Origin of the sequence: Bacillus sp. FSL W7-1354 (assembly GCF_038002405.1) — a bacterium.
Classification (GTDB): Bacteria; Bacillota; Bacilli; order Bacillales; family Bacillaceae; genus Bacillus; species Bacillus paralicheniformis.
Map to the genome: position 1 here is coordinate 3,140,279 of NZ_JBBOCL010000001.1, position 13,654 is coordinate 3,153,932.

General features: G+C 45.3%; 12 protein-coding genes. 2 read left to right on the forward strand and 10 right to left on the reverse strand.

Features of this window, described 5'->3' with window-relative positions; all coding sequences use genetic code 11:
- The first annotated feature begins 81 nt into the window (after nt 1–81).
- On the forward strand, nt 82–759 hold the full coding sequence (locus tag MKZ04_RS15995; RefSeq protein WP_020453468.1) for a Crp/Fnr family transcriptional regulator: 678 nt from the start codon (nt 82–84) through the stop codon (nt 757–759).
- Nucleotides 760–813: 54 nt separating this feature from the next.
- Here the strand turns inward: MKZ04_RS15995 and MKZ04_RS16000 are convergent, their stop codons facing one another.
- The 5 genes from MKZ04_RS16000 to MKZ04_RS16020 form a co-directional block, all read right to left on the reverse strand.
- Nucleotides 814–2,250 carry a glycoside hydrolase family 1 protein gene (locus MKZ04_RS16000; RefSeq protein ID WP_023856929.1) on the reverse strand — a complete coding sequence of 479 codons (1,437 nt, stop codon included), beginning with the start codon at nt 2,248–2,250 and terminating at the stop codon, nt 814–816.
- Between the two features lie 23 nt (nt 2,251–2,273).
- On the reverse strand, nt 2,274–3,593 hold the full coding sequence (locus MKZ04_RS16005; protein ID WP_025810572.1) for a PTS sugar transporter subunit IIC: 1,320 nt from the start codon (nt 3,591–3,593) through the stop codon (nt 2,274–2,276).
- 156 nt (nt 3,594–3,749) lie between these two features.
- Nucleotides 3,750–5,141: a DUF4179 domain-containing protein gene (locus MKZ04_RS16010; protein ID WP_025810571.1), complete on the reverse strand. Its 1,392-nt coding sequence runs from the start codon at nt 5,139–5,141 to the stop codon at nt 3,750–3,752.
- Nucleotides 5,111–5,680, reverse strand: a complete 570-nt coding sequence (locus tag MKZ04_RS16015) for a sigma-70 family RNA polymerase sigma factor (RefSeq protein WP_035338016.1) — start codon at nt 5,678–5,680, stop codon at nt 5,111–5,113. The genes MKZ04_RS16010 and MKZ04_RS16015 overlap by 31 nt, the downstream gene beginning before the upstream one ends.
- A 95-nt stretch (nt 5,681–5,775) precedes the next feature.
- Nucleotides 5,776–6,189 (reverse strand): hypothetical protein, encoded by a 414-nt coding sequence (locus tag MKZ04_RS16020; RefSeq protein WP_020453473.1) that lies wholly within the window; start codon nt 6,187–6,189, stop codon nt 5,776–5,778.
- Nucleotides 6,190–6,328: 139 nt separating this feature from the next.
- On the opposite strand from MKZ04_RS16020, the gene pepT reads away from it, so the two are divergent.
- Entirely contained in the window at nt 6,329–7,561 is a 1,233-nt protein-coding gene (gene pepT / locus MKZ04_RS16025; protein ID WP_025810568.1) for a peptidase T, read from the forward strand.
- Between the two features lie 138 nt (nt 7,562–7,699).
- On the opposite strand, the gene MKZ04_RS16030 is transcribed toward pepT, so the two are convergent.
- The 5 genes from MKZ04_RS16030 to MKZ04_RS16050 are packed head-to-tail and all read right to left on the reverse strand — an operon-like array spanning nt 7,700 to nt 13,556.
- Nucleotides 7,700–9,178, reverse strand: coding sequence for a glycoside hydrolase family 32 protein (locus MKZ04_RS16030; RefSeq protein WP_195536769.1), 1,479 nt, complete (start codon nt 9,176–9,178; stop codon nt 7,700–7,702).
- Nucleotides 9,179–9,192: 14 nt separating this feature from the next.
- Nucleotides 9,193–10,428 (reverse strand): MFS transporter, encoded by a 1,236-nt coding sequence (locus MKZ04_RS16035; RefSeq protein WP_023856924.1) that lies wholly within the window; start codon nt 10,426–10,428, stop codon nt 9,193–9,195.
- A gap of 34 nt (nt 10,429–10,462) precedes the next feature.
- Complete coding sequence (locus MKZ04_RS16040; protein ID WP_023856923.1) at nt 10,463–11,311, reverse strand: carbohydrate ABC transporter permease; 849 nt, start codon at nt 11,309–11,311, stop codon at nt 10,463–10,465.
- On the reverse strand, nt 11,308–12,246 hold the full coding sequence (locus tag MKZ04_RS16045; RefSeq protein ID WP_049937651.1) for a carbohydrate ABC transporter permease: 939 nt from the start codon (nt 12,244–12,246) through the stop codon (nt 11,308–11,310). Before MKZ04_RS16045 ends, MKZ04_RS16040 begins: the two co-directional genes overlap by 4 nt.
- A gap of 11 nt (nt 12,247–12,257) precedes the next feature.
- Entirely contained in the window at nt 12,258–13,556 is a 1,299-nt protein-coding gene (locus tag MKZ04_RS16050) for an ABC transporter substrate-binding protein (protein WP_023856921.1), read from the reverse strand.
- Nucleotides 13,557–13,654 lie beyond the last annotated feature (98 nt).

Below are 13,654 nucleotides of genomic sequence, written 5' to 3' on the forward strand. Positions count from 1 at the left end.
CTTCCTTTTGCCAATCGTCAAAAACAAGTAAAATTTAAACTATATAGCCGCAACATAAGAAAATCGATAAGGGTGGTCCATATGAAGAACAAAGACATCGTACATCAACTGAAAAAGTTTCCTCTTCTCGCTTCCCTGAATAAAAGAGATCTGGAAGATATGAAACAGTTTATCTATTGGCGCACTTACCATAAAGGCCAGATATTATTTATGGAAGACGACCCCCGGGAACGAATGTACCTTCTTCTCGACGGCTTTATCAAACTCGAAAAATCAAACGAAGCTGGATCCATGTTTTATACCGACTATGTACGTCCTCATACCCTCTTTCCATTTGGAGGCTTGTTTCGGGATGAGCATTATCACTATGCCGCCGAAGCCTTAACAGATATTGAACTCTACTATATACCCATGAACATCTTCGAAGATCTCGTCCGGGACAACAAAAACCTGCTTTACGATATTCTCAATCATTTATCAGACATTCTTGCCCTCCACGAGGAAAGGCTGAAGCGCATTACACTCTCCCATGCACACGACAGGGTCACACAAGCCATTTACTATTTAACCGAAAGCCTCGGTCAAAAAGAAAGCAATTCAACCGTCATCAACTGTCCGATCACCGCTGCTGAAATTGCCAAAATCTCAGGGACATCCCGCGAAACCGTCAGCGCCGTCCTGAAAAAGCTCCGCTGCGAAGGCGTGATCAGTCAAATGAACAAGCAGATTATGATCAACCGGCCGGAGTATTTTATGTAGATCATATATGAGAAATCATCCCGACGACAAGCGGGATGATTCCCCCCGCCGCCTTTATTTATACCGGAATTCCTCTGTTTCAAACTGTCTGTTTTTGATGATATCCCGATAAAAGCAAGCCGATTTTTTCAGCGCCCTGCTGCGGTTGTCCTCCAATCGGATCTCAACAAGGCCGTAGCGGTTTTTAAAGGCGTTCATCGGAGAGACGTTGTCCGTGAACGCCCAAAGCATATAGCCTTTGCAGTTTGCGCCGTCTGCGATCCCTTTCATTGCCTCTCGCAAATGGGCCGAAATAAAATCGATTCTGTAGTCATCCTGAATGACACCTTCTTCATTTTTAAAACGCTCCTCATGTTCGACGCCCATCCCGTTTTCCGCAATCAGCCATTCGATATTTCCGTACTCATGTTTGAGTCTCATCGCCATATCATAGACAATTTGGGGATAGATCTCCCATCCTCTGAATGGGTTCATTTTTCTGCCGGGCAGCTCAAAGTATTCATAGTAATAAGCGGGATGAAATGGCGTTGAGTCATTCCACTGTCTTGACGGAGCTTTTACACGGCGGGGGTAATAAAGGTTAATGCCGGCAAAATCTACTGTATGCTGTTTGATGATGTCAAGCTCCGCCTCATCATGGTCAAACAGAATATCGTGTTTAACCAAGAGCTCTATCAATTCATCGGGGTAGGCGCCTTTGATGCTCGGATCCAAAAAAACCCTGTTAAAAAACAAATCATAGATGCGGGCCGCTTTTTGGTCATGAGGCGCGCTTGATCTCGCATAAGTAACCTCCGGATTCAAAATAACGCCGATTTTGGCGCCTTCCAGGCAATCGGACTTGCGGGCGTGAAAAAGCCTGACGCATTTCGCCGTCGCCAATGCCTTATTAAAATTCCATTGCATCCATTTTTTTGTGTTCTGCTCATATGGATATCGAATTGCATCAAGGAAAATCCGGGTTTGCGGGACAATCGGTTCATTAAAAGTAAACCAATATTTCACCCTGTCTCCATATCGTTCAAATACTTTTTTCGCATATGCCGCAAATAAATCTATGACATGTTTAGACCCCCACCCTCCGTATTTCTCCATTAAAACTGCGGGAATCTCATAATGCTCAAGGCAAATCATCGGTTCCACACCTGATGCAATCAGCTCATTGATGACATCGTCGATATAGCCTGCGTACACTTCGTCAACTTCTGCTGTTTCATAATCAATCAGAAAGCGGGACCAGTTAATCGATGTCCGGTAATGTGTCAAGCCGATCTCTTTCATATGATGAATATCCTCTTTATAGCGGTTATAAAAATCGGTTGCCACAGCCGGTCCGTATCCGTTATGCCATACATGCGGGTCATTCTTGTACCACATATCCAAATAAGAATCCTGTGTCGGCCGCTTCCCGGCCCACCCCTCTGTCTGCCACGCCGACGCTGCTGCGCCGAGAATAAAATCGGCGGGAATCTTCCACGTTTGTCTCGCCATTTCGTTCGCCCCTTTCAACGCCTTTACATGGAAACATTGTTTTCAGAATTTACCGTAAGGCTTCGATTCATCAACATCACAAACGGAAGATAAATAAGGGCAGAGACGATGATGCATACGATTTGTGTGACGACGGCGCCGAGGCTTCCTCCTGTCGACAGCCACGCATTGATAATCGGCGGTGTCGTCCACGGCACCATGACAACGGCTTTTCCGGCAAAGCCCGCCGCTGTCGCGATGTAACCGATCGCCCCCGTCACAAGCGGCGTCACAATAAAAGGAATCGCCATTAACGGATTCAGCATGACGGGAACCCCGAAGATCACCGGTTCATTGATATTGAAGATGCCGGGACCAAACGAAATTTTTGTAATGCTGCGCAAATCCTCCCGTTTCCCCGCGATAAAAATCGCGATCAACAGGCCGATCGTGACGCCGGATCCGCCGATGCTCATGTACACATCCCAAAACGGCATCGTAATGATATTCGGAATCGATTCGCCGGCAGCGTATGCATTCATATTGACGGTAATCGAAGCGAGCAGCAAAGGCTCCCTGATCGGCTTCACCATCTGGTTTCCGTGTATGCCGATGACCCAGAAAAACTGTGCGACAAACACTAGCAGCAAAATGCCGGGAAGGCCTTGAATCGCACCCTCAAGCGGTTTTTGCACGACATTGTACACAGCTTCATGAAGGTATACGCCCGTCAGCCGATGAAAAGCAAATCCGAAGCTGGCGATGATCGTGACCGTAATAATCGAAGGAAATAAAGTGCCGAACGAGACAGAGACATTGGCCGGCACGCTGTCCGGCATTTTAATTTTGAGCCGGTCCATGCTCGAAAGCTTGCTGAAGATTTCAACAGACACAATCGAAATAAACATCCCCAAAAACAGTGACTTCGGATCCGTAAATTCCTTGGCCAGCACATTAACCACTTCCTGCATCGAACCGTTCACTTCCAACAGCACCGTCGATGGAATGACAGAGATATAGGACATCAGCGCCATCAAGCCGGGAAAAAATGATTCATGCCCATTCAGCTTCCCGAGCTCAATCCCGATCAAAAACACTGCGCCGATCGTAATAAAGTTCAGCGTCGCATAATTGATCGAGGCCATAATCGGCTCAAGCGCAGACAAGAACCGAAAAGGCTCGAAAACCGCAAGTCCCGTCTCAGGGCTCATCACCATATTCTGCATCAGAACCGCAAACGCCCCGGCAATGATGACCGGCATCAGCGTAACAAACGCCGACTTAATGACCATGATATATTTGAAGCTTGTAATTTTAAAAGCGACCCGCTCAAACATCTCGGTCACCTTCGCCATCCTGCTCATTTACTCTCCCCCTTTTTTTGGTGGTTTGCTTTTACTTTACAATGAAAACGCTTTCTTTTTGGTGCATATTTTTTCCTTTGGGAGAGGAAATTTTTAGGTTGGGAGGCCATCAAAGCAGACAACCCGCCGTTTCACTGAAACAGCGGGTCATATATTTTACTGTGGCAATTGCACTTTGATCGGCTTGAACGGTGTAGAATAAAATGCGCTTAAATAACCAAACTCGACATCAAGCGAATATTGGTCAAGACTGAAGTTTTTCGCTCCAAATTCACCATCTAACGTAAAGTCTGAACGGAATCGTAGTTTTTCAGGATCTAGCACTTTTGTAAAATTACCTTTTACGCTGTGTCCCTCCGGCGCCTCGTCAAAGCCTTTATAAGCCGAATCAACCAGCGACATCGTTTCTAAAAAATTTTGCATGCTGTCCATATCGATCTTAGATTGATCGACATGTTTCAAATGATAGTCGACAGACAGTTTGCTGCCGTTTTGTTTCACCTGATCAACGGCAATCTGGAAATCATGACGGTCAGCGCTCAGCACGGCGGGCGTTTTTGTGAGTGGCAGCGTTTTTTCGGAATCGCCCATACTGCTGCTCGCCTCAATCTTGAGGTATTTTGTTCCTTTATTCACTTTTTCAAGGATCAGCCTTTCTTCGTGACGAACCTTGTTTCCTTTCTTTGTACTGTCTGTCGTCCTCTGCCCGCCACTCAAATAAGGGATTTCGTTTCCTTTATCATCGGTCACTTTTATAATTGATGTACGATCGTTTGGATGTTCCTCTGAATTGGATACTTCATAGTCGATGACAGTCGATTCTTTTCCGAGAATTACCGTTTTTACGGCGAGCTTATGGCCATCAGCCGATTGTGTATTGTTTTTGGTTACGTGGAGCGTTTTATACGGCAGTTTATCAACCGGAATGTCGAACTTCCATTTCCCTCTGATTCCGTTAATATCTGTGATCGTAACCGGGAGTGTCAGTTTATCGGGAATATGTTTGTCTGGATAGCCCATTTGAATGTAGCCGGTATAGCCGTCCTCTGTTTTCTTTATGTCTCCTTGAGAAGCGATCGCCCATTTGCGCTCGCCATTAAATAATGTGAAATGAATCATTCTCGCTCCATCATCCAAATCTTTTCTTGTATCACTTTTCACCTTAAACGTCATACCGATGATTCCGCCGTCAAAATAAACGCTTGTCGCCGTCACGTCTATGTTGTTGCTGGACGCTTTCTCGTTCAGTTCAGTGACAAGCTGGCCCGCCACCAAGTTTTGACCGACATAGTCATGGAATTGTTGATACGCTTTCCCAAACAGCGGGACGTCAGCCAACACGCTTTGCATCGCTGGGGAAACGAAGCCGCTGCCGAGAAGGAGCACAGCGGCCGCGCCTGAAACAAAAATGGTTCGTTTCATGGCGTGCTTCGGCCGAAACCTTTTTTCCCGCTTGGCCCGATTGATGCCTTTATCGATTGATTCGCGGATTTCTTTTGTAGGAACATTGATCTTGTTTACTTCGTTTTTGAACCATTGTTTGTCCATGCGTCTTCTCCCCCAGTCAGTAGTTGTTTTAATTCAAGCTTCGCTCTTTTCAAATAGGTCTTAACGGTTCCTTCGGGAGCATTCATCACCTCGGCGATATCATGTATCGGCAGGTCGTGATAATAAAATAGAATGATGGCGGTTTGATATTCTTTTCGCAACCGCTGAACGGCTTCAAGCATCCCCATTCTGTCGTCCGCATCCATCTCCTGCTCCTGGCCTTCATCCTGCAGCGGCCTGTCCATTAAAACCACTTTCTTTTTCTTGTCTAATAAGGCATATGCATGATGAATGAGGATTTTCGTCAGCCATGTCAAAAAGTATTCGGGATTCCTCAGCTGGGCAATCGATAAAAATGCCTTGTACGCCGTCTCCTGAACGATATCTAACGCGTCCTCCTTATTTCGCACATATATGTAAGCTGTTCTGTAAAGCTGATCGCTGTGCTTTTGAAACAGCGTTTCAAAAGCTTTGGCATTGCCTGCGACAGCTTTCTTAACTAATCTGATTTGCTTCACTGTTGCGCCTCCTTCAAACATTAGAGAAGAGAATGGATGAGAAAAGTTTCAAAAGGACGGAATTTTTTCTCTGCATTAAAAAAATCCGCTATTTCATCGAAAATAGCGGATTCTATTTACTTCTTTGTCAGCGTCACTTTAGAAGTTCCGGTTTGGCCGTGCGGTTCCTGTTCATATTTAAGCTCTTCCCTCAGTTCATTCATACTTGATCGTTTGATTCGATAGACGGCTTCAAGCCGAACCAAATACTCGGCCCTTGTTTTGAAAGCATGAATGATTGAGATGATCCAAACGATAAGCAAGGCTTTCATAGCCAAATCGAAAAGGAACGTTCTGGCTGTAAAAGCAGCGAATAAAACAGCCGCTGCATATCCGATCCCGGCAAATAACCATTTTCTTTGTTTCGTTCGCGCTGCGATATAAATAAATGCAAACCAGCTTAAAAATCCAAAAGGAACCCATGTGAACACAAGCCAGAAAGAATGTGCAAACTCCCATTTTGTTCCTTCATTTGTATAACCTTTAGCCATTGTGATACTCCCTTACAATTGTGATGATCCTTTAGAACTATATTATACTAAATTTTCCTATACAGGAATAAAAGTTTTCGATTCGCCCGCCATGAATGATAAGATAAACATAAAACCAACAATTGGAGATGAAGGAAACATGAAGAACAAACTGATTGAACGTCTCATTTCTTATGCGAAAGTGGATACGCAGTCAAATGAAAACAGTCAGACGACGCCTTCCACTCCCGGGCAGCTGACGCTTGCCAATATGCTTGTTGAAGAGCTGAAAGAGATCGGCATGAAGGACGTCACAATCGATGAAAACGGCTATGTGATGGCGACGCTTCCTTCGAATACGGAAAAAGAGGTGCCGACGATCGGCTTCCTGGCTCATGTGGATACAGCAACAGATTTTACCGGAAAGAACGTCAATCCGCAGGTTATCGAACAATACGACGGAAAGGACATTGTGCTGAATGAATCTCTCAATGTCGTCTTATCGCCCAAGGAATTTCCCGAGCTTGCAGATTATGCGGGACATACATTGATCACTACCGACGGAACGACTTTGCTCGGCGCCGATAATAAAGCGGGAATCTCTGAAATCATGACGGCAATCGAATATTTAATTGCGCACCCCGAAATCAAACACGGGAAGATCAGAGTCGCTTTTACGCCTGATGAAGAGATCGGCAGAGGGCCCCACAAGTTTGACGTAGAGGCGTTCAACGCCACATTCGCGTATACGGTTGACGGCGGACCGCTCGGCGAACTGCAGTACGAAAGCTTCAATGCTGCAGCCGCGAAAATCACTTGTAAAGGAACGAACGTCCACCCCGGCACAGCAAAAGGAAAAATGGTCAATGCCGCCAAAATCGCGATGCAGTTTCACGCCGGACTTCCGGAAAACGAAGCTCCTGAATTTACTGAAGGTTATGAAGGCTTCTACCATCTGCTTTCGATCAAGGGCGATGTCTCTGAAACCACTCTCTCCTATATCATCAGGGATTTTGACAGAGACCGATTTAACGAGAGAAAAGAAACCGTCCAAAAAATTGCAAACGACCTTAAAGCCAAATACGGCGAAAACAGCATCACAATGGACATGAATGATCAATATTACAACATGAGGGAAAAAATCGAACCGGTCAAAGAGATTGTCGACATTGCCTATGAAGCGATGAAAAATCTGGACATCGAGCCGGTTGTGAAACCGATCCGCGGCGGTACAGACGGCTCCCAGCTCTCATACATGGGGCTTCCTTGTCCGAACATTTTTACAGGCGGGGAAAACTTTCACGGAAAATACGAGTATATTTCCGCCGACAATATGGTAAAAGCCGCGAATGTCATCGTGGAAATTGTGAAGCTGTTTGAAGAAAGAGCGTAATACGAAAAAAAGCGGAAAGCGGCTGCAAGACACGACAGCCGCTTTTTTGTCAGATCGATCTTTATCTGCGCTTTGCCGATATAAGAACATGTTTCGGGTTAAAGCCGATTAACGTCTCACCAATGCAAAAAATTCTGCTCATTCGGCTTCATCGCCTTTCCAAATATCTTTCAACGTCCAGTAAGTGAACTCTTCGACCCGTACATTGCCTTTCTCAGAAAACAGCTCAATCCCGACTCTTCCTTCTTTGGGATATATGCGGCTGGTCATTGTCGCTTCACCATGGTTTGCAAATACTTCAATAGACGATCTGTCAAGAAACAGATGCAAAGTGAGCTTCTCCTCCGCTTCAAGCCGTACATTTCTAACACCGTCCCGCGCTTTGCCGGACTTTGAACAGTCGAGCGTCAGCTTTTGATCAACCAAGCTGTACTGGATGATTGTCTCTTCCTGATCAATCCCCCGAATCTTTAAGCCAACCGTTTCGGCACTGCAAATTGTCAAATCAAAAACGGCTACCACTTCAAGAAGCTTTTCGGCTGTCTTGATCAAATAGCTGCCGGAAATCGATTGATTGGCACATTCATGATGTTCCGATTCACGAAGTAATTGAGTCTCCTCAACCGGATTCATTAAAATTTTGTGATCATCCTTCAACGTCAATTCACGCGGCAAAGTTAAAGCCCCGCACCATCCGTCCGCTTTCGTCGGCATCTCTGACTCCCACATATCCATCCAGCCAATCGCAATTCTGCGCCCTTTGTCATCCAACAAAGTTTGCACGGCATAAAAGTCATGGCCATGGTCCAATTCCTTAAAGGAGCCATGTACAAACTCATTCGTGTCTTCATCATAATCTCCAATCAAATAGCCTGTTTGATACAGATTCTGATATGAATCACCATCCGCCTCTATACCCTGAGGGGAAATCAGCAAAATGTGTTTGCCGTCTAATTCAAAGAAATCCGGACATTCCCACATAAAGCCGAGATTCCCGTCGCTTTGGGCGAGGACGCCTGCATATTCCCAATCTACAAAGTTAGGCGAGCGATATAAAATGACCCGACCGACATTTTCTTTTGAGGCGTTTCCGATCACCATATACCAGGTCTCACCATGCCTCCATACTTTCGGATCGCGAAAGTGGCGGGAGCTGTCTTCCGGCGGCTCTGCGATGACAGGGTTTTCTTTCAGTTTTTCAAAGGTGATACCATCTTTGCTGACTGCTATATTCTGATTTTGATAGAAATCGTCTTTCTCTTCATCTATCATATTATGCCCTGTATAGATTAAAGCAAGGTCGCCGTTATATTCGACTGCGCTTCCTGAGAAGCAGCCGCTCTCATCAAATGCATCGCCAGGGGCTAAAGCGATCGGCAAGTGTTCCCAGTGAATAAGATCCCTGCTCTTCAAATGGCCCCAATGCATCGGCCCCCAATTCTCATCATACGGATGATGTTGATAAAAGACATGATACTCCCCTTTATATTGAATCAGTCCGTTTGGATCATTTATCCAGTTTGCCCGGGGCATCATGTGATAGCCCATTCGGTATCGGTGATTCACTTTTTTTCCGGCTTTCTTCAATGCTTCTTCTGCCTGGTGAATTCTATTCATCTGTGACACCCTTTCTATATATGCTTTCTTTGTAGACTTTGAGCAAATTCAACGTCTTTCTTTGAGTCTAGCAAGGTAAAAATCGAAATAATGGTGAAACAAAGGACCATTGCTCCCATGATGAGATAAGTGTGGCGAAATCCGATGCTGTCGTATAAGCCTCCCGCAAGCGGCGAAAAAATCGACGTGCCTACCTGGGATGCGAATTGAAAGCCGACAAGATAAAGTACGGATGAAAGACGATTATCAAAATTAGTCGCCAAATATTTAAACACCGCAATCAGCATAATCGGCAATTCTACAGCATGAATGAGTTTCATCGATGAAATTCCGACCGGTCCGCTGACAAGTCCGGAGCCGATAATGCGGAAAGCCATTAACAGCCCCGCTAAAATCAAACTTTTTTTAGGACCAAGCTTATTGACGATGAAAGGCGCAAGAAACATCATGCCCGCTTCAATGAATACTTGGAATGAGTTAAGGTATCCAAATATTTGGTTCCCCAGAGCCGGAGTCGGAAATAAGGAAGCGTAGTAAAGCGGGAACTGCTGGTCATAGACGCCGTATACGCAAGTTACGCCGATCACGTACAACATCAAAAACCAGAAATCTTTTAAGAGAAAAAGCCCTCCCACGTCTTTTAATCCGACCGAGTCTGCCCTTTCCTTTTCATCATCTGTCATCTCAATTTTTACGGAAACAATAATGGCTACCAATATGACTGCTGAAACGGAAGCAACCCAGAAGTTGATATTCGGGTCGATATTGAACAGCTGACCTGCAAAAAATGTCGCCGCAGCCCAGCCGAGGGATCCCCACATCCTTGTTCTTCCATATTCAAAGTGATATTTGCGGCTGACCTTTTCAATAAAGGTTTCAATCGCGCCTATTCCGGCGAGAAAAGCAGTTCCCAAATAAATTCCGCCGACAATAGCCCCGAGAAAGACATTGTATTGTAAAAGCGGTCCGTAGACGAAAATATAAAAGGGACCCGTAAATACGAGAAGCAAGCTGATCATAAATAATATGTTTTTCTTCAGACCGAGCTTATCAGAGATAAAACCGTACAAAGGCTGCATGCACAAAGTAAAGATAGCGTTTACAGAAAAGATAATGCCTGTCGCGGACCCGTTCAAATTGATTTCTTGCCCTAACCAAATCGCAAATAAAGAATAGCTTGAAGACCAAGTAAAAAAGAAAAAGAAAAAATAAGCGCTTAGTTTCCAATACAGACTGTTTGAGCTTTTCATTTTCATTTGCTCCTTTAACCCGATTTGGATGTATCTATTTGATGCCTGTCCCTGAACCGCCGAGGCCATCTAAAATGTAGCGTTGGGCTACAATGTAGATGAGAATCAGCGGAATCGTGGAAATCGTCAAGACAGCCATTACCTGGTTCGTATAAACCGGCTCGGTGCTGTTGATGGCTGTAATCGCCACCTGGATCGGAAATTTCGACTTATCCGTCAAAACCATCAGCGGCCAAATATAGTCATTCCAGCTGCCGATAAAAGCCAATGTCCCCACAGTAGCAACAGCCGGTTTCGACATCGGCAGCATCACCCGCCAGAAAATCTGCCATGTATTGGCTCCATCCAGCTTGGCCGACTCAATCATCTCCCCCGGGATCGCCATGAAAAAGTTTCGGAACAAATAAATATTGAAAGCCCCGGCAAGCGCCGGCAAAATCACGGCAAGGCGCGTATCAACAAGTCCGAGCTTATGAACAATTGTAAACTGCGAGATTAAAATCGTTTCCATCGGCACGATTAAAAGCGCCAGCAATATGGTAAACAGCACTTTTTTACCTGTGAATTGCAGCTTGGCGAATGCGAAGCCCGCCATTCCGTTGATAATGACCGCTCCCGCTGCCACACACAAACCGTAAAACAGACTGTTACCGATATACATTAGTAAATCAAACCGTGACAGCACTTCCCTGTAGGATTGAAACCATTCCGACGGATGAAAAGACGGGAGAAACGCTTTAATGCTGCTGATATTGTTGTAAATATCGGCTTCCGGTTTCATCGATGAAGCGACCATCCAAATCAGCGGAAATATAAACAGAACCGCCAGCAAAACAAGGCATATATATTCCAGTATCGTTAAAGGCCCGAATTTCCTTCTCATCCGCCTTCATCCTCCTTCACCAGCTTGCGCTGCGCAAGCGTCACCAATCCAATTATCGTGCCAAACAAGAGCGCAATTGAACTTGCATAGCCGACCATCCGATCGGTAAATCCCGTTTGATAAATATAATAGACAACTGTCATCGTTGAATTGACCGGTCCCCCCTGGGTCATGACCATTGGCTGCACGAGGAGCTTAAACGCACTGATCAGCGTTGTAATAAAGATAAAAATCGACGTCGGTTTCAACAAAGGCAATGTAATATAAATAAACCGCTGCCATTTATTCATACCATCCAATTGCGCCGCCTCGTAGACATCTCCGGGAATGTTTTGCAGGCCCGCTAAAAAAATCAGCATCTGAAATCCCGCTCCCTGCCAGACTGAAACGAAAACAATTGTAAAGATCGCCTGTTCAGGACTTGTCAAAAACGGCTGTGGCGGTAAACCGACATGCGTCAGTACGTTATTGATCATTCCTTCATTCGGATTCAGCAAGTACAGCCACAAAACGGAGATGACAACAAGCGACATGACGACGGGGCTAAAGTATGCGACTTTGAAAAACGTATTGGCCTTGCGCTTTTTATTCAACAGAAGGGCCAGCCCGAGAGCGGCCCCGATCTGTAATGGAATCACAAGGACAACAAATTTCAATGTGTTGCTCAAACTTTTCAAGAAAATAGGGTCTTTGAACAATTTGATAAAGTTGTCAAAACCGACAAACTTGCGCAGGTCAGGTGTTAACAAATAATAATCTGTAAATGCGTAGTAAACCGCCATAATCGAAGGAATCACGAGAAACACTGACAAAATCAGCAAGGACGGACCTAAAAATGTATAGGCCAGCACATTGTCCCGCCACCCTATTTTATTGGCAGGGGTTTTTTTCAGCAGAAAGGCCGTCCTTGCTTCTTTCAACGGAATTTTATTCATGGCTCCACCTTCTAGTTAGCCTTATCGATGGCTGATTGCATTTCTTTTGCACGCGTATCCAGCACCGATTGAATATCCTGATGCTGATCAAAGAAGCTGATGTCATCGATCGCTTGCTGAAATGCGCGTGTCACCTGTGGATATGCCGGTGTCACCGGTCGTGCATGCCCCGTTTCTTTCAGCTGCTGCAAGAAGACATTCATTTCATCTGAGAATTCCTTTGCCATCACTTTCTCTGATGAATAGCGCACAGGCAGCGCGGCGATCGAACGGCTCAATTCCAGGTTGGATTCCTTGTTTGTCATCCAATCGACCAATTTTGCCGACCATTCCTTGTTTTCAGACGTCTGTGTCATGGCAAACTGCCAGCTTCCTGAAGGGGACACAAGCTTTTTTGTTTTTGGCGAAACAGGATACGGCATCACCCCATAATCGACATTAGGGAAATTTGTTTCCATGTCGGTTACCGTCCAGACACCGCTCATTTTCATCGGATATTTTTCCGTTTCAAACGCCTGCTTAACCGGAGTCCGGGTCGTGTAACCCTCCTTCAGCATTGTTTGAATAAATGTCATCGCTGCAACGGTCGGTTTGTCGTTAAAAACACCCTCCGACTTCTTGCCGTCTTTTGAAAGGACATCACCGCCAGCCGACCAAACAAATGGCAAAAGCGCATAAGTCAGCATTTCGTCTTTTGACTGCAACTGCATATCGATGGCCGGTTTGTCATATTTATTTTTCAGCTTTTTGCAAAGCTCAAGAAATTCGTCCCACGTCCATGGATTCTCAACCGTTGGCAGCGTTTTCAAGTCAACGCCGGCATCCTTCAGCATTTTTTTGTTATAGTAAATACCGACCGACGATTCGCTGACGCCGATCGCATACAGTTTCCCTTGGTAGGTTCCCTGTTGCTTAATGCTCGGCAATAAATCATCCTGGTCTTTGATATACTCATCCAATGGCGCAATTACGCCAGATTTCGCATAAGCCGCCGTATTCGGTCCGTCCAAAGTGATCACATCCGGCAAGGTGTTCGTTGTCAGCGCCGCGTTCACTTTGTCTTCATATCCGCCGCCGTTTCCGCTTCTGGGGATGAAATCAATTTTTGCCTTGACGTTTTCGGAGGCATACTTTTTATTAAAAGCGTCCACCCGCTTTTGATAGACCTTTCCTTCTTCACTATCATCAGATACGTGCACCCACATCGTAAGCGTTTTCCCATCTTGGCTATTTGCACTTTTGCTATTGCTGCAGCCCCACATCGCAAACATCAGCAACAACGAAAAAATTCCGAAGAGCCACCTTTTCATCTTTGTCACTTCCCCCCATTTTTCATAAATCAACAGATAAAAGCGCTTTCAAGTGAATTGTATGTCAACCGGTTTCACATGTCAACCGGTTGACATAT